This is a genomic window from Mesorhizobium sp. B4-1-1, from assembly GCF_006439375.1.
Taxonomy (GTDB): domain Bacteria; phylum Pseudomonadota; class Alphaproteobacteria; order Rhizobiales; family Rhizobiaceae; genus Mesorhizobium.
In genome coordinates this window covers 18,072-34,760 of the sequence record NZ_VFTH01000027.1, presented here as the reverse complement: position 1 = coordinate 34,760, position 16,689 = coordinate 18,072, and the positions used below count along the sequence as shown (strand labels likewise).

The window sequence follows — 16,689 nt, the reverse complement described above, 5'->3', positions numbered from 1 at the left end:
GGCAAATTTTTTCGAATACGGCTTGATGGATTTTTTGTCCGCCCCTATTGTCCCGCCATTGCGCTAAGGCGCCGATAGAGATCGCGCCTTGGTGCGCCGATATGAGAGGGGTGACGGATGGTCGTCTTTGATTTCACCGGCAGGCATGCGGTCGTGGCCGGCGCCGGCGGCGGCATGGGCGAAGCCATTGCGCTTGCCCTGCTCGATGCAGGCGCCTCCGTCACCGCCATCGACGTCAAGGCGCGTCCGGCCTCGCTTGCCGGATATGACGATCGGCTGACCTTCGCCCGGGGCGACCTCACCGACGCCGCATTCGTCGAACAGGTCATCGGCACCGCCGGCCGCGAGCGCGGCGGCATCGACTATCTGGCCAATGTCGCCGGCGTGCTGTGGTTCGGCCGCGACAAGTCGGCGCTGGATATGGACCTCGGCGTCTGGGACGACGTCTTCAACATCAACCTGAAATCCTTCGTGCACACCGCGCGCGCGGTCGTTCCCCATATGCGGGCCGGCGGACGCGGCGGCGCCATGGTGCATTTCTCGACCATCCAGTGGTATCGCGGCGACCCGAACCCGCAGGACGCCTATCAGGCCTCGAAGGCCGGCGTGTGCGCGCTGTCCAAGTCGCTCGCCATGCAGCTTGCCGGCGAGCGCATCCGCTCGAACGCGATCTGCCCCGGCATGGCGCTGACGCCGCTGCAGGCGCGCTGGGACACCGAGGAGAAGCGCGCCGCCGTGGCGAGCTACGCGCCGCTCGGCCGCATCGGCACGCCGCAGGACATGGCAAACGCCGCGCTGTTCTTGCTCTCGGACGCCGCGAGCTACATCACCGGCATCGAACTCGCCGTCGACGGCGGCCTGCTGATGCGGATGTAAGGCTTTGGCGGCAGCCGGACGACGGCATCAGGCCGCCACGGCCGTGCCCTGGATCGCCCTGCCCCAGTCGAGCAGCGGCCTGGCGCCAAGCGTGAAATCGACGAGATCGTCGACCAGCGCCGGCGAATGGATCGTCGACGGATCGATGTCGTGCCGGACGACGAAATGCCGGTTGCGCACCGCCTGGGCGAGATCCTCGTCGCCGACATCCTCGAAACCGCGCGGCGCGCGCTTCAGGCGGTCTTCAGCATCGAGTGCCAGGCCGGCCTTCTTGAGCGACGAGACCATGCCGCGGAACGCGGCCGGCTTGGTCACGATCGCCTTGCGCATCGCCTGCAGCAGCTCGGGCGCCGGCTGCCACCAGGCCACACCGGCAAAGCAGCGCTCAAGCCCGATATGCACATAAAAGACCCCTTGCGACATCTTGCTGCCGTCGGGCGAGAGGATCGCCGACAGGTGTCGGTTGTAGGGCCGCTTGTCCTTTGCGAAGCGCACGTCGCGATTGATGCGGAACAGCGATTTCTTGCGGTCGCCGCGCAGACCGAGCTTGGCCGCCTCGAAACGCTCGCTGAGCGTCTCGACAAGATCGCAGAACGGCCCGTGCAGCTCGCTGTCGAACAGGTCGCGGTTTTCCTGGAACCACTCGCGGCTCTGGTGGAAGTCGAGCGCCTTGAAGAACGGAATGGCCTTCTGCCCAAAACCCTTGAACGCGCCAGTCATCAGCCGCCCCTGCCGATGCGCTGCAGCCAGGTATCCTCGTCGATCACCTCGATGCCGAGGTCGCTCGCAGTTTTCAGCTTCGAGCCGGCACCCGGACCCGCCACCACCAGGTCGGTCTTGGCGGAAACCGAGCCCGCGACCTTGGCGCCGAGCCGCTCCGCCATCGCCTTGGCTTCGGATCGCGTCATCTTTTCCAGCGAGCCGGTGAACACCACCGTCTTGCCGGAGACTTCGCTGCCGGCCGAGATTTCCATGACGTAGGGTTTCGGATGAACCTGCGCGAGCAACGCATCCAGCACATCGTCATTGCGTTCATTACCGAAGAAGTCGCGCAACGCGTTGATCACCGTGTCCCCGATGCCGTTGATCGACGGGAACACGGTGTGCGGATCTTCCGCCTTTGCCGTCTCCTTGCCGACGCGGATCAATTCCTCGATGGTCGAGAACTGGCGGGCAAGCACGGCGGCCGTCGTCTCGCCGATATGGCGGATGCCGAGCGCGAAGATGAAACGGTCGAGCTCCGGTTCGCGGCGCGCGTCGATGGCCGAAAACAGCTTGTCGAGACCTTCATAGTTGCGCTCCTCGACGCTGCGCACATTCTTGCGCGCCTTGCCCGAGGCTTCCTCGCGCAGCCTCGCCTGCTCCTCGCGCCGCTCGGCCAGCGCCTTGGTGACGGCCGGGCGGCGATCCTTCAGCGTGAAGATGTCTGCGGCCGTCTTCACCAGCCCCGAATTGAAGAAGAGGTCGATGTTTTCCGCGCCGAGGCCCTCGATGTCGAGCGCGCCGCGCGACACGAAGTGACGCAGCCTTTCCACGGCCTGTGCGGCGCAGATCAGCTCGCCGGTGCAGCGCCGCCGCGAATCCTCCTTGCCCGTCTTCTCGTTGATCTCGCGCGTCGCCGGCGAGCCGCAAACCGGGCAGGTATGCGGGAATTCATAAGGGACCGCGCCGGCCGGCCGCCTGTCGACGACGACGCTGACGATCTGCGGGATGACGTCCCCTGCCCGCTGGATCACCACCGTGTCGCCGATGCGCACGTCGATACCGTCTCGGATCGGCTGGCCGTTGCTGTCGAAACCCTTGATGTAGTCTTCGTTGTGCAGCGTGACGTTCTCGACCACCACGCCGCCGACCGTGACCGGCGCCAGCCGCGCCACCGGCGCCAGCGTGCCGGTGCGGCCGACCTGGATGTCGATCTTCTCGACCGTCGTCATCGCCTGCTCGGCCGGGAATTTGTGGGCCACCGCCCAGCGCGGCTCGCCGGTGACGAAACCCCAGCGGCGTTGCAGCTCCAACTGGTCGACCTTGTAGACGACGCCGTCGATGTCGTAGCCCAACGAGGAGCGCTGCTCCTCGATGCGATGGTAGTGCGCGATGAGGTCGTCGATCGACTTCGCCCGCACCATCAGCGGGCTGACCTTGAACCCCCACTCGGCGAATTTCTGCACCGAATCGTACTGGGTGGGAGCCGGATCCGCCGTCGTATAGCCCCAGGCATAGGCGAAGAATTTCAGATTGCGGCTGGCGGTGACCGACGGGTCCTTCTGGCGGAGCGATCCGGCCGCTGTGTTGCGCGGATTGACGTAATCCTGGCCGCCGACCGCCGCCGAGCGCTGCTTCAGCGCCTCGAATTCGGCATAGGTCATGTAAACCTCGCCGCGGATTTCGATCGTCTCGGGCCAGCCCGACCCCTTCAGCGTCTTCGGAATGTCGGCAATCGTCTTCAGATTGGCGGTGATGTCCTCGCCGACGGCGCCGTCGCCACGCGTCGCGCCCTGCACGAACACGCCGTTCTCGTAACGCAGCGAAGCCGACAGCCCGTCGATCTTCGGCTCGGCGGTAAAAGCGATATCGAGGTCCTTGTCGCGGTCGAAGAAACGCCGGCCGCGCTCGATGAAATCGGCAACGTCCTGATCGGTATAGGCCTTGGCGAGGCTGAGCATCGGCACCGCGTGCCGCACCTTGGTAAAGCCCTCCGCGGGTGCGGCGCCAACCCGCAGCGACGGCGAATCCTCACGTATCAAGCCAGGAAAATGCTCTTCAAGAGCGAGGTTGCGCCGCCGCAGCGCGTCATATTCGGCATCGGTGATCGTCGGTGCATCCTCGGCATGATAGCGCCGGTCATGCTCGGCGATCTCCGCCGCCAGCCGCTTCAGCTCCTCCGCGGCCTCGCCTTCGGTCAGCGATTCGACTGGTTTTTCCGACATGAAATGCGGTCCTCGAATTGTGGCGGGCCACTATAAATCAGGATTCGCTGCGAGGGAGTCGGGTTGCGAAGAAATCGTTGCTGAACAGCGGGATGCAGCCATCTGCTGACTCAGCCTGCCAGCGTCCAGAAATCTTAAGCCGCCGCGGTATTCTCGCGCAGCAACCGCTCTGCCGCGGCGCGGGCCTCGTCGGTGATGGTGGCGCCGGCCAGCATGCGCGCGATTTCCTCCTGCCGCGCTGCGCGATCCATTTCGGCAATGCCGGTGGCCACACGCTCCTTGCCGCCGGATTTCGAGATCAGGAAATGCGTGGCCGCGCGTGCCGCGACCTGCGGCGCATGCGTGACGGAAAGCACCTGCACCCGCTTCGACAACCGCGCCAGCCGCTGGCCGATAGCGTCGGCCACCGCGCCGCCGACGCCGGTATCGATCTCATCGAACACGAGGGTCGGCGCCGAGCCGCGATCGGCCAGCGCCACCTTCAGTGCCAAAAGGAAGCGCGAGAGCTCGCCGCCGGAAGCGACCTTCATCATCGGTCCCGGCCGGGTGCCCGGATTGGTGCGCACCCAGAATTCGACCTGGTCGATGCCTTCTTCCATGCGGCTTTCGGCATCGCTTCCCATCTCGACGATGAACTCAGCCCGTTCGAGCTTGAGCGCCGGCAGTTCCGCCATCACCGCCTTGGTCAGGCCCGCCGCCGCCGCATGGCGCAGCGATGAAAGCTGCGCCGCGGAAATATCGTAGGCCTCGCGCGCCGCGGCGGCCTGCTTGGCCAGCGCGTGCAGCCGTTCCTCGCCTGCATCGAGGTCGGCAAGATCGGCCACCATCGTGTCGCGCAGTTGCGCCAGATCGTCGACCGCGACACTATGCTTGCGAGAGGCGGCGCGTAGCGCAAACAGACGCTCTTCCGCCTTCTCCAGACGCTGCGGATCATATTCGGTGGCGCGAAGCGCTGCTTCCACGCCAGACTGCGCGGCGTCGAGCGAGATCATCGCTTCATCGAGCGATTTGACCACATCGTCGAGCAAGCCGGGCGCTTCGCTGGACTTGCGCTGCAGCCGCCGCAGCAGGCTGGCGAGCTGCGGCAAGGGCGAGGACGGCCCCGATAGCACATCCTGCGCATCATGGATTTCGCCGGCGATCTTTTCGACGCGCATCATCGTCGCGCGCAATTCCGCAAGCTCCGTTTCCTCGCCTGGCTGCGGGTCGAGCTTTGCGAGCTCGGCGACGGAAGCGCGCAGATAATCGGCCTCGCGCGCCGCCGCCTCGACCTTGGCGCGATGCCGCGAAAGCTCCTGCTCGCAGTTTCGCCAGTACCGCCAGGCTTCGCCCGTGCCGCGCACGGCGCCCAGATGGCCGCCGAAACTGTCCAGCAATTCGCGATGCGCGCCGGGATCGACCAGAGCCCGCTCGTCATGCTGGCCGTGGATCTCGACCAGCGCGCGGCCGACATCGCGCATCAGGGTGACGCTGGAGGGCTGGTCGTTGACGAAGACGCGGGTGCGGCCATCGGCCGTCTGCACGCGGCGCAGGATGATGTCGCCATCGTCCTCGATGTCGTTTCCGGCGAGCAACGCACGTGCCGGATGGTTGCGCGGCACGTCGAACACGGCGATGACCTGGCCTTGCGCGGCGCCATGGCGCACGAGCGAGGCATCGCCGCGCGCGCCAAGCGCCAGCGACAACGCATCGAGCAGGATGGATTTGCCGGCGCCGGTTTCGCCGGTCAGCACCGAAAGCCCAGGCAGGAAATCGATGTCCAGCTTCTCGATCAGGACGATATCGCGGATCGACAGTCTGGACAGCATCGCAAGCTTCAGGCGCCGGTGATCAGCTTCCCGGCCTTGGAAATCCACGACCCGGCATTTTCGCGCGGCTCAAGCCCGTTGCTCTGCAGGAGCTTGTAGGAATCCTTGTACCACGAGCTGTCCGGATAGTTGTGGCCGAGCACCGCCGCGGCCGTCTGCGCTTCGGAGGTCAGACCCATCGCATAATAGGACTCGGTCAGGCGCGCGAGCGCCTCCTCGACATGGCGGGTGTTGGAATAGTTCTCGACCACGGTGCGGAAACGCTTCACTGCGGCGATGTATTCGCGGCGCTCGAGATAGTAGCGGCCGACCTGCATCTCCTTGCCGGCGAGCTGGTCGCTGGCAAAGCGGATCTTGTCCTTGGCGTCGCCGACATATTCCGAGTTCGGCCAGCGCGTCACCAGATCCTGCATCGTCTGGATGGTCTGGCGCGCTTCCTTCTGGTCCTGGGTGACGTCCTTGATCTGCCGATAGTAACAGAGGCCGATGATGTACTGCGCGTAAGCCGCGTCGTCGGTCGAGGGATAGAGGGTCAGGTAGCGCTTGGCCGAGCCGATCGCCTCGTCGTAATTGCCAGCCCGGTAGTCGGCGAAAGCGCCCATCACCATCGATTTGCGCGCGAATTCCGAATAGGGATGCTGGCGGTCGACCGCGTCGAACTTCTTGCTCGCCTCGTCGAGGCGGCCGGCATTCATGTTGGCCAGGCCCTGGTTGTAGAGAACGTCGGCCGGTTCCGTCTGGTCGACATAGGTCGCCAGGTTGACATCCTTCTCGGAGGACATGCAGGCCGACAGCACGATCGCGGGAGCAATCACCGACAGCGCCAGCAAAACACCCCGACGCGGCGTTACCGATTGACCAACTCGCGAAAAAAACATGTTTGGATTCCGCCCCTTCGGCGTCGTTTCGGTCCGGGCCGAAGCCTTAAACCATTATCCCCTTGCCCGGCAACGCTATGTCCGGCCAATCGCACATTTTTGTGGCAAGCCCACGCTATGGCCAAAGCCGCGGATTTTAGCAGCCCTGTGATGCAGCCATGCAACACAAGCCTGACCACAAAGCCAGAAAACGGTTAAAAATCAGATCACCCAGGGTGCGTAGACCGGCCGGCTGACGGCGATCATCTCGGCGACGCGGCCGCGCTCGCGGCGCCTCGTTTCGACGATCTCGAAGGCCGTGTGGTCGGAAAGCAGCCGGCGTAGCGCCGAGGCGTTCATCCGGTGGCCGCCGCGATAGGAGCGGAAGCAGCCGATGAAGCGCGCGCCGGCCAGCGCCAGGTCGCCCATCGCATCGAGCGTCTTGTGGCGGGCGAATTCGTTGGGATAGCGCAGTCCGCCGACATTGATGACGCGGTTGTCGTCGCCGATGACCAGCGAGTTTTCCAGCGAGGAGCCAAGCGCGTAGCCGGCGGCCCAAAGCCTCTCGACGTCCTTCATGAAGCCGAAGGTCCGCGCCCGCGCGATGTCGCGGCGGAAGATGTCGGGATTGATGTCGGAAGCGAATTGCTGGCGGCCGATCGCCGGGCTCTCGAAATCGATCTCGACCTCGAACCGCGTGCCGTCATAGGGGCGGAACTCCGCCCAGGAGGCACCGGCTTCCACTCGCACCGGCTTGACGACGCGGATGTAGCGACGCTTCACCGCCAGCGGCTCGATGCCGGCCTGGTCGATGGCTTCGACGAAGGCCATGGCGCTGCCGTCGAAGATAGGGACTTCCGAACCGTCGATCTCGATGATGAGGTTGTCGATGCCAAGACCGAACACGGTGGCCATCAGATGCTCGACGGTGCCGATATGCTCGCCGGTCGGATCGCCAAGCATGGTGCAGAGATCCGTGGCGCCGACTTCGGCGACCAGGGCGCGAAACTCTCGGGCTTCGCCGCCGTTCGAAAGATAGAAGACGATGCCCGTGTCGGCATCGGCCGGCAGGAAATGAACGGTGACGGGTTTGCCGCTATGAACACCGATGCCAGCCAGCGTCGCGCGCGATTTCACTGTCGTCTGATAGTCGTGCAAGAGTAACCCCATACGCCCAAAATGCCTGCGTCCGCTCCATCGGCCTTGGGTATCTTGCAGCCAGTTGAATGGTCTGGCGCTCGCACAAGGCGGCAAAATAAGCAAGAGCATGCGGCTCTGGTATAATCGGCAGGCAGGGTTACTCCCCGAATCCCGGCAAACCGACTTTAGTCCGTGGCGAAGATAATGACCCGCTTTGGAGACTCCAAATCACGGTTTCTTACCCCGTGTAACTGCGGCACGGTGTCAGAAACAGCTCATAAAGCACTGTTTTTAATACGCTTTGTAAAAGCAACAGGCAGACGATCTCTCGTCTGCCTGTTAACAACCGTTATATATCGTTAACGATCGGCGGTTCGCCGCATCCTCAGTTGGCCTGGCGGCGCAGGAAAGCCGGGATTTCCAGCTGGTCGTCTTCCTGGACCGTGCGGGCCTGCGGCGTCAGCCGGCCCTGATCGTCGAGCTGGCCGCGGCGCGGCGCGTAGAGCTGCGGATCCTGGCTGGCGAGACGGCGCATCTCCGGCGCGGCCTGGCGCAGCTTCGGCTCGCGCGGCTGCGCCGGCTGGAGCCGGGCCGGCTCTTCCTCGCGGCGGGTCAGGCCGTTGGTCAGCCGCTTGATCAGCCCCATCGGACCGCTGTTCTCATGGTCCGCCGGACGGGTCTTGGCTTCGACTTCGGCCCTTACCACCGGCGGAAAGTCCTCCACGCGCGGCATGCGCTGCGGGGCAGCGGCCATCGGCTGCGGCATCTCGCGCTGCGGCGCGGGCTGCTGCATGACCTGCTGCGGCACCACCGGCTGTGGTTGGGGCTGGGCCGGCGGAGCCTGGAAGATCTTGCTCTGCGGCCGGAAGTCGTCGACCGGCGCGGGACGCGGCTGCGCCATGGCGGCGGCGTTCGCCTCGGCAAGCTGGATCGCCTCGGCGACCGGATCGACCACGCGCGTCTCGTAGGCCTGCGGCTGGACCGGCGCGGGACGGATTTCAGCGGCCGGAGCCGCCGGGCGGGCGGCCGGCTTCTGCGGCGCGCGGATCGAGATCGGCGCGGCCGCGATTTCGGCCGCCGACTTGTCGATGCCGGTGGCGACGACCGACACGCGGATCACGCCTTCCAGTTCCTCGTCGAAGGTGGCGCCCAGGATGATGTTGGCTTCCTGGTCGACCTCCTCGCGGATGCGGGTCGCCGCCTCGTCGACTTCGAACAGGGTCAGGTCGCGGCCGCCGGTGATCGAGATCAGCAGGCCCTTGGCGCCCTTCATCGAGGTCTCGTCGAGCAGCGGATTGGCGATCGCGGCTTCCGCAGCGGCCATCGCGCGGCCCTCGCCCGAAGCCTCGCCAGTGCCCATCATCGCCTTGCCCATCTCGCGCATCACCGAACGGACGTCGGCGAAGTCGAGATTGATCAGGCCTTCCTTGACCATCAGGTCGGTGATGCAGGCGACGCCCGAATAGAGCACCTGGTCGGCCATGGCGAAGGCATCGGCGAAGGTGGTCTTGTCATTGGCCAGCCGGAACAGGTTCTGGTTGGGGATGACAATCAGGGTGTCGACGCATTTCTGCAGTTCCTCGATACCCAAGTCGGCCGTCTTCATGCGGCGCTGGCCTTCGAAATGGAACGGCTTGGTGACGACGCCGACGGTGAGGATGCCCTTCTCGCGCGCCGCGCGGGCAACGACCGGAGCAGCGCCGGTGCCGGTGCCGCCGCCCATGCCGGCGGTGACGAAGCACATATGGGTGTTGGAGAGATGATCGATGATCTCGTCGATGCACTCTTCCGCCGCCGCGCGGCCGACTTCCGGCTGCGAGCCGGCGCCGAGGCCTTCGGTGACATGGGCGCCGAGTTGGATCAGCCGCTCGGCCTTCGACATGGTCAACGCCTGCGCGTCGGTGTTGGCCACCACGAACTCGACGCCGCGCAGGCCGGCTGTGATCATGTTGTTCACGGCATTGCCGCCGCCGCCGCCGACACCGAACACGGTGATACGGGGCTTAAGCTCGGTGATGTCCGGCTTCTGCAGATTGATGGTCATTGTCTCCGTCCTTTGCCTTTCCCGCCGCCTCGCCGCTGCGGCCGCCTATGGGGCTGTCCCCGTCAAATTAAAAACTGTCTCTCAACCACTGACTCATGCGATGCAGTTTTCCACCCGTTCCGGTCATCCTGAAACCGGAAAGTCCTTTCGCCGAATGGCTCTCGAAGCTCGCCATCTGCGGATAGATCATCAGCCCGACCGGGGTCGAGAACGCCGGTCCCTTGGCCGCCTCAGGCAGGCCTGCGACGCCCAGCGGCCGGCCGATGCGCACGTTGCGCCCGAGGATGCGGCGCGCCGCTTCCGGCAGGCCGGCGAGCTGGCTGGCGCCACCGGTGAGCACGACGCGCTTGCCGACGGCATTGCCATAGCCGGACTTGTTCAGCCGGTCGCGCAAAAGCTCCAGTGTCTCGTCGATGCGGGCGCGGATGATGCGCGTCATCACCGAGCGCGGAATCTGCAGCGGCACATCGCCTTCCTCGCCGATCGGCTGGATCGAGACGAGGTCGCGGTCGTCGGCGCTGCCGGGCAGCGCCGAGCCATGCATAACCTTCAGCCGCTCCGCGGCATCGAGCGAGGTCGACAGGCCCTTGGCCATGTCGAGCGTCACATGGTTGCCGCCGATGGCGATGGCGTCGCCATGGACGAACTTGCCTTCCGAGAACACCGAGATGGTCGTCGTGCCGCCGCCCATATCGATGCAGGCGGCGCCCATTTCGAGCTCGTCGTCGACCAGCGAGGCAAGCCCGCTGGCATAGGGCGTCGCCACCATGCGCTCGACCGACAGGTGCGAGCGGTTGATGCAAAGCTCGAGGTTGCGCATCGGCGCGGCATCGCCAGTCAAGACATGCATGTCGACGCCAAGCGCATCGCCCACCATGCCGCGCGGGTCGCGTATGCCGCGCTCGCCATCGAGCGAGAAACCGACGGGCAGCGAATGGATCACCTCGCGCTCGGCCCGCAGCGCCTGCTTGGCGCCGGCGGCGAGCACGCGCTTGATGTCGACGTCCTCGACCTGGTGACCGCCGAGATTGATCGTCGCCGAAAAGGCTTCGCTCTTCAGCCGGCCCGCCGTCATGTTGACGATGAGGGAATCGACCGTGAGCCCGGCCATGCGCTCGGCCGCGTCGACGGCAAGCCGGATGGCATGCTCGGCGCGATCGAGATCCACCACCACGCCGGACTTCACGCCTTGCGACTTCTGGTGACCGATGCCGATCACCTGGATGCGATGCGAACGCCCACGCAGAAGCTTGCCGTCCTCGTTCGGCTTGAGCTTCGCCACGACGCAGCAAACCTTGCTGGACCCGACATCGAGCACCGTGAGCGTGCCCGACCGGCGCGAAGAAGCGTCACCGCTGCCGCCAAGCCAGCTCATATCTTTCTCTCCGCCTTGCTGCGCTTGGCCAGGCTCTTCGGCTTTTCGCTGAGCGCGGCTTCGCGCTGCGTCGCCGCTTCCGGCGAGAGCTCCACGACCAGCCGGTCGGGGAGCCGCATGTCGACGGCCGCGATGTCGCGCGTCAGCAGCCCGTTGTCATGGTCGATCTTGACGAGCTCGGCGATCGCCTGGTCCTCGCCGTCTTCCGGCAGCTTGATCGTGATGCCGTTCTCGAGCCTCAGGTCCCAGCGGCGCTCGCCGACACGGATGTAACCTTTGACCCGCGCCGCCAGCGCGGGGTGGCGCTCGATCTTGGCGAGAAAGGCCGGCGCCATCGCCGGCGCGCCCGTGCCGATGATCAGCGGGAGCAGCGCCTGCCTGCCACCCGAGAACGGCGCTATCATCTCGCCCGATCGTTCGATGACCGAAACCGAATTGCCCTGCTGCCAGAGCGCGAAGGGCTCGCGTTCCTCGATGCGCACTTCAAGCGTATGCGGGTAGATTTTGCGCACTGCCGCACCCTCGACCCAGGGCAGCGTCGAGATGCGCTCGCGAGCCGCTTCGGCATCGAAGCCGATCAGCGAGGTCCAGCCGTCGAGGCCGAGCCGATCCAGCACATCGATCTCGGACGTCTGGCGATTGCCGACCACCTTGATCTGGTCGACGGCAAAACCGGTGCGGGCCGTGATGGCCTGCACGATGCTGTCGGTGTAGCCGCCAAGATAGGCGCCATAGGCGCTGCTGGATGCGATCAACGCGGCGGAAAGGATCGCCGCCGAAAAGCGCGGCGCCTCATACTCGCCGCCGCACAGGCGCGCCAGCACGCGCATCGGCCGGCGGAGCTGACGCGGCAATACGAAACGGTCGAATGACAGCGGCATGCCGAACAGCGCGAAACCAGCCGCGCCACCGCCATTAACCTGTCCCCACCTCAACGCAGACACGAAGCGTCCTCCACCATCCAACTCAACAAATCGCCGAACGAATGTCCCGCTTGCGCGGCGATTTCAGGCACCAGAGACGTCGGCGTCATGCCCGGCTGAGTGTTGACCTCTAGCCAGACAACCTCGCCGTTTTCGGAGTGACGGTCGTCGTAACGAAAGTCCGATCGGGAAACGCCCCGGCAACCAATGGCAAGATGAGCCTTGAGGGCCAGTGTCTGTATTTTTTGGTAAATATTCGGTGAAATTTTAGCAGGGATTTCGTGTTTTGATCCGCCGGGAACGTATTTTGAATCGTAATCGTAGAAGGAATGCCCGGTCGGAATGATCTCGCAGACGCCGAGCGCCACGTCGCCCATCACCGCGCAGGTCAATTCGCGCCCATGGATGTAGCGCTCGACCATGACGGTCTCGCCATATTGCCATTCGGTCGAACCGATCACCTGAGGCGGATGCGACTGCCCCTCATGCACGATGACCACGCCGAAGCTCGATCCCTCATTGACCGGCTTGACCACATAAGGCGGCCTCATCGGATGCTTGTTCTGGACGGCGAAGCGATTGACCACCTTGGATTCCGCGACTGGAATGCCGGACGCCTTGGCAATCTTCTTGGCCTGCTCCTTGTTCATGGCCAGCGCCGAAGCAAGTACACCCGAATGGGTGTAGGGAATTCCGAGATATTCGAGAATTCCCTGAATGGTGCCATCCTCGCCGAACGGACCATGCAGCGCATTGAAGGCGACATCAGGCTTGAGCTCGGCAAGCACGGATCCGACATCGCGAGAAACATCGACACGGGTGACCTGATAGCCTTCATTCTCGAGCGCATCCGCACACGCCTTCCCCGAGGACAGAGACACAGGCCGCTCCGAGGAGAATCCACCAAGGAGGACAGCCACATGCTTGTTCTTCATTCCCGTCATCCCCTCTCACGCCGGGTCTGCAACCGATATTCCCGCACCGCATTTCCAAACATTGAGTCCGAGTCTTCCGGCAGGTTGCCCCCCAGACGGAAAACGCGGATTCACGCGTCGAACGACTCAAATCAGGAAACGCTTTAGGGCAGAGAATCAGAGAGTTGATTCGCTGGCAAGTGCCTATGATTCCGAGAGATTCACTTTCCGCGAAAACAGCCGCAAAAAGTGAATTGTGAGTCTTTGAGGCAACGGTTTTACGGCCATTTCAGACTGCTGGAAGTTCAAGTATCACATGAACTTCAGCCCAAGCTAAAGGAGCTGCCCGAGGAACTCCTGCACGGCGTGGCCCGGCCTGAAATTGCCGAGGCGCTTGATCTCCCAATGCAGCCGGATGCCGGAATTCTCGAGCACCCGCGCCCGCACCGTCTCGCCGAGATATTCAAGGTCGTAGCCGGTGGCCGTGCCGGTGTTGATCATGAAGTTGCAATGCATCGGCGACATCTGCGCGCCGCCGATCATCAGCCCGCGACAGCCCGCCTTGTCGATTTCCTTCCAGGCCGAGGTGCCTTCCGGATTCTTGAAGGTCGAGCCGCCGGTTTTTTCGCGGATCGGCTGCACCGTCTCGCGGTGGTTCTGCACGGCATCCATCGCCGTCTTGATCGCGGCCTTGTCTTCTGGAAACCCTTCGAAAATAGCTGAGGTGAAGACCAGGCCGGAAGGCGCGGATGAGTGGCGATAGGCATAGCCCATATCGTCAGTGAGCAACGTATGGAGGTTGCCCTTGCGGTCCAGCGCCCTCACCTCGACGACGCGCTCGCGGGTCTCCACGCCGTTGGCGCCGGCGTTCATCCTGAGCGCGCCGCCAATGGCGCCGGGGATGCCGTGGTAGAAATGGAAGCCGCCGATACCGGCCTCATAGGCAACCGCTGCGAGACGCTTGTCGGGCGTAGCAGCGCCCGCCTTGATGCCGATCGACGAAACAACTTCGGCCTCGCCGAACCCTTTGGCCGAGAGCCTGACGACGAAGCCCGGAATGCCGCCGTCGCGCACCAGAAGGTTCGAGCCGACGCCGACCACCGTGACCGGCACCTCTTCCGGCACCGCGCGCAGGAAGGCCGCGAGGTCTTCCTCGTCGGCCGGCTGGAACAGCGCCTCGGCCAGACCGCCGGCCCGGAACCAGGTGATCTTGTCCATCTCCGCGTTCGGCGTGATACGGCCGCGCAGGCCGGAAAGCTTGTCGCCGAGCTTGTCGATCAGGTCCTGGCCACGCATCATGAGGGCGTCCCACCCAGTTCCTTGGGCAGCGCATAGGCCCATTGCGTGATGTTACCGGCACCGAGGAAGACGACGAAATCGCCGGGCTTGGCAAGCTCGCGAATGACTGGCGCGATCGCCGCCGCGCCATCGATATAGCGCGCGTCGCGATGGCCGCCGGAGCGGATGCGCGACACCAGTGCGTCGGAGGTCACGCCTTCGATGGGCTCCTCGCCGGCCGCATAGACTGGCGCCACCATCACCGTGTCGGCGTCGTTGAAGCAGACCGAGAACTCATCGAAGAGATCGTGCAGGCGGGTGAAGCGATGCGGCTGCGCGATGGCGATCACACGCCCTTTGGTCGCGCTGCGAGCCGCCTTCAGCACCGCCGCGATCTCGACCGGATGGTGGCCGTAATCGTCGAACACCTCGACGCCGTTCCACGAACCGGTATGGGTGAAGCGCCGCTTGACGCCGGCGAAGGACGACAGGCCCTTCTTGATCGCCTCGGCCGAGAGGCCAAGCTCATGCGCCACCGCGATCGCCGCCGTCGCGTTGGAGACGTTGTGCCGGCCCGGCATCGGCAGGCGCAGGTCCTTTATCGAAGTCGTGCCCCGCCCCTTGCGATCGCGGATCACGACATCGAATTCGGAGATCGCGCCCTGCATGCGGTGGTTGGTGAAGCGCACATCGGCCTGCGCGTTCTCGCCATAGGTGATGACGCGGCGGTCCTCGATGCGGCCGACCAGCGCCTGTACTTCCGGGTGGTCGGTGCACATCACGCCGAAGCCGTAGAACGGCACGTTCTCGACGAACTGACGGAAGGCCTCGCGCACCTTGTCGAAGCTGCCATAGTGGTCGAGATGCTCGGGATCGATGTTGGTGACGACGGCGATGTCGGCCGGCAGCTTCAGGAAGGTGCCGTCGCTCTCGTCGGCTTCGACCACCATCCACTCACCATCGCCCATGCGCGCATTGGTGCCATAGGCGTTGATGATGCCGCCATTGATGACGGTCGGGTCGAGCCCGCCAGCGTCGAGCAGCGTCGCCACCATGGAGGTGGTCGTCGTCTTGCCATGCGTGCCACCGATGGCAACGGCCTGACGGAAGCGCATCAGTTCCGCCAGCATCTCGGCTCGGCGGACGATCGGCAGCAACTTTTCGCGCGCGGCTTTCAGTTCCGGGTTGGACTTCTTGATCGCGGTCGAAACGACCACGACTTCGGCGTCGCCGAGATTCTCGGCCTTGTGGCCGACGAAGCATTCGATGCCCTTGTCGCGCAGCCGCTGCACATTGGCGCCGTCAGCCTGGTCGGACCCTTGCACCTTGTAGCCGAGATTGTGCAGCACCTCGGCGATGCCGCTCATGCCGATGCCGCCGATGCCGATGAAATGCACAAGGCCGATCGTCTGCGGCATCTTCATGCGCGCGTCCTCCTGTAGTCCGAAACCGTTTTGCCGGACGCAATAGCCTCTGTCAGATCGGCGAGCAACCGCGCCGCGTTCGGTTTCCCGGCCGAGCGGGCGGCGGCGGCCATGGTCGCCAGCCGGTTCGGGTCCTTCATCAGCCCACCGACCAGCTCGGCGATCCGCTCCGCCGACAGCGTCGATTGCGGGTGGAGCTCGGCCCCGCCGGCGGCGGCAAGGGCCGCGGCATTCGCTGCCTGGTCGTGATCGAGCGCGTGCGGATAAGGCACCAGCAGCGCCGGCCTGCCGATGACGGCGATTTCCGAAACGGTCGAGGCGCCGGAGCGTGACATCACCAGATGCGCCGCCCCCATGCGCGCCGCCATGTCGGTGAAGAAGGGCGAAACCTGGACGTCGACGCCGAGTTTGGCATAGGCGGCCTTCACCCTCGCCACATCCTCGGCGCGCGCCTGCTGGGTGATCGCCAGCCGCTTGCGCAGATCTTCCGGCAAAAGCGCGATCGCCGCCGGAACCGCATCGGAAAAGAACTGCGCGCCCTGGCTGCCGCCGAACACCAGGAAACGGAACGGCTCGCCCCCGTTCGACGCCAAATACGGCGTCTTCGCGGCCTCCAGTACCTGCGGCCTGACCGGATTGCCGGTGGTCACCGTCTTTGCGCCGTCAGCGCTGGCGCCCTCCGGCAGGAAGCCGCCGGCAATCGCATCCACGCGGCTGGCAAGCGCCTTGTTGGCGCGGCCCATGACGGCGTTCTGCTCATGGATCAGCGTCGGCACTCTTCGCCTTGTCGCCGCGTAGAGCGGCGGCAGCGTCGGATAACCGCCGAAGCCGACGACCGCCTCCGGCTTGATCCTGGCGATGATCCGTCCCGCTTCGCGCACGCCCTGCCAGATTTTCCAGAAGGCCGAGATCACGGCGACCGGATTCCTCGATCCCAGCGTCGCCGAGGCGATCGCGTGGATGTCGGCGGCGGGAAACTGGCCGGAATAACGCTTGGCGCGCCGGTCGGTGGCGAGATGCACCTTCCAGCCGCGTTCGATCAGCTCATGCGCCAGCGCCTCGGCCGGAAACAGATGTCCGCCCGTTCCGCCGGCTGCAAGCAGGATCACACCCTTTGCCATCC

General features: G+C 64.9%; 13 protein-coding genes. 1 reads left to right on the top strand and 12 read right to left on the bottom strand.

The window, feature by feature from the left end:
- Positions 1 to 117 precede the first annotated feature (117 nt).
- Entirely contained in the window at positions 118 to 876 is a 759-nt protein-coding gene (locus FJW10_RS26855; RefSeq protein WP_140829018.1) for an SDR family oxidoreductase, read from the top strand.
- A gap of 27 nt (positions 877 to 903) precedes the next feature.
- Here FJW10_RS26855 and FJW10_RS26850 read toward each other — a convergent pair whose 3' ends face one another.
- The 12 genes from FJW10_RS26850 to murG form a co-directional block, all read right to left on the bottom strand.
- Positions 904 to 1,596 carry a TIGR02453 family protein gene (locus FJW10_RS26850; RefSeq protein ID WP_140902314.1) on the bottom strand — a complete coding sequence of 231 codons (693 nt, stop codon included), beginning with the start codon at positions 1,594 to 1,596 and terminating at the stop codon, positions 904 to 906.
- Positions 1,596 to 3,803 (bottom strand): NAD-dependent DNA ligase LigA, encoded by a 2,208-nt coding sequence (gene ligA, locus FJW10_RS26845; RefSeq protein ID WP_140902313.1) that lies wholly within the window; start codon positions 3,801 to 3,803, stop codon positions 1,596 to 1,598. Before ligA ends, FJW10_RS26850 begins: the two co-directional genes overlap by 1 nt.
- A 134-nt stretch (positions 3,804 to 3,937) precedes the next feature.
- The gene (gene recN / locus FJW10_RS26840; protein WP_140902312.1) at positions 3,938 to 5,611 is read right to left on the bottom strand and encodes a DNA repair protein RecN; all 1,674 of its coding nucleotides are present in this window, start codon (positions 5,609 to 5,611) and stop codon (positions 3,938 to 3,940) included.
- An 8-nt stretch (positions 5,612 to 5,619) separates the two neighbouring features.
- Complete coding sequence (locus FJW10_RS26835; RefSeq protein WP_140902311.1) at positions 5,620 to 6,489, bottom strand: outer membrane protein assembly factor BamD; 870 nt, start codon at positions 6,487 to 6,489, stop codon at positions 5,620 to 5,622.
- A 201-nt stretch (positions 6,490 to 6,690) separates the two neighbouring features.
- Complete coding sequence (gene lpxC, locus FJW10_RS26830) at positions 6,691 to 7,638, bottom strand: UDP-3-O-acyl-N-acetylglucosamine deacetylase (RefSeq protein ID WP_140902310.1); 948 nt, start codon at positions 7,636 to 7,638, stop codon at positions 6,691 to 6,693.
- A 355-nt stretch (positions 7,639 to 7,993) separates the two neighbouring features.
- On the bottom strand, positions 7,994 to 9,652 hold the full coding sequence (gene ftsZ, locus FJW10_RS26825; protein WP_140829008.1) for a cell division protein FtsZ: 1,659 nt from the start codon (positions 9,650 to 9,652) through the stop codon (positions 7,994 to 7,996).
- Positions 9,653 to 9,719: 67 nt separating this feature from the next.
- Positions 9,720 to 11,027, bottom strand: a complete 1,308-nt coding sequence (gene ftsA, locus FJW10_RS26820; protein ID WP_140902309.1) for a cell division protein FtsA — start codon at positions 11,025 to 11,027, stop codon at positions 9,720 to 9,722.
- Positions 11,024 to 11,971 (bottom strand): cell division protein FtsQ/DivIB, encoded by a 948-nt coding sequence (locus tag FJW10_RS26815; RefSeq protein ID WP_140902308.1) that lies wholly within the window; start codon positions 11,969 to 11,971, stop codon positions 11,024 to 11,026. Before FJW10_RS26815 ends, ftsA begins: the two co-directional genes overlap by 4 nt.
- Complete coding sequence (locus FJW10_RS26810) at positions 11,959 to 12,885, bottom strand: D-alanine--D-alanine ligase (RefSeq protein WP_140902307.1); 927 nt, start codon at positions 12,883 to 12,885, stop codon at positions 11,959 to 11,961. The genes FJW10_RS26815 and FJW10_RS26810 overlap by 13 nt, the downstream gene beginning before the upstream one ends.
- A gap of 312 nt (positions 12,886 to 13,197) precedes the next feature.
- Positions 13,198 to 14,163 (bottom strand): UDP-N-acetylmuramate dehydrogenase, encoded by a 966-nt coding sequence (gene murB, locus FJW10_RS26805; protein ID WP_140902306.1) that lies wholly within the window; start codon positions 14,161 to 14,163, stop codon positions 13,198 to 13,200.
- Complete coding sequence (gene murC, locus FJW10_RS26800; protein ID WP_140828998.1) at positions 14,160 to 15,566, bottom strand: UDP-N-acetylmuramate--L-alanine ligase; 1,407 nt, start codon at positions 15,564 to 15,566, stop codon at positions 14,160 to 14,162. The genes murB and murC overlap by 4 nt, the downstream gene beginning before the upstream one ends.
- Entirely contained in the window at positions 15,563 to 16,687 is a 1,125-nt protein-coding gene (gene murG, locus FJW10_RS26795; RefSeq protein ID WP_140902305.1) for an undecaprenyldiphospho-muramoylpentapeptide beta-N-acetylglucosaminyltransferase, read from the bottom strand. Before murG ends, murC begins: the two co-directional genes overlap by 4 nt.
- Between the last annotated feature and the right edge of the window lie 2 nt (positions 16,688 to 16,689).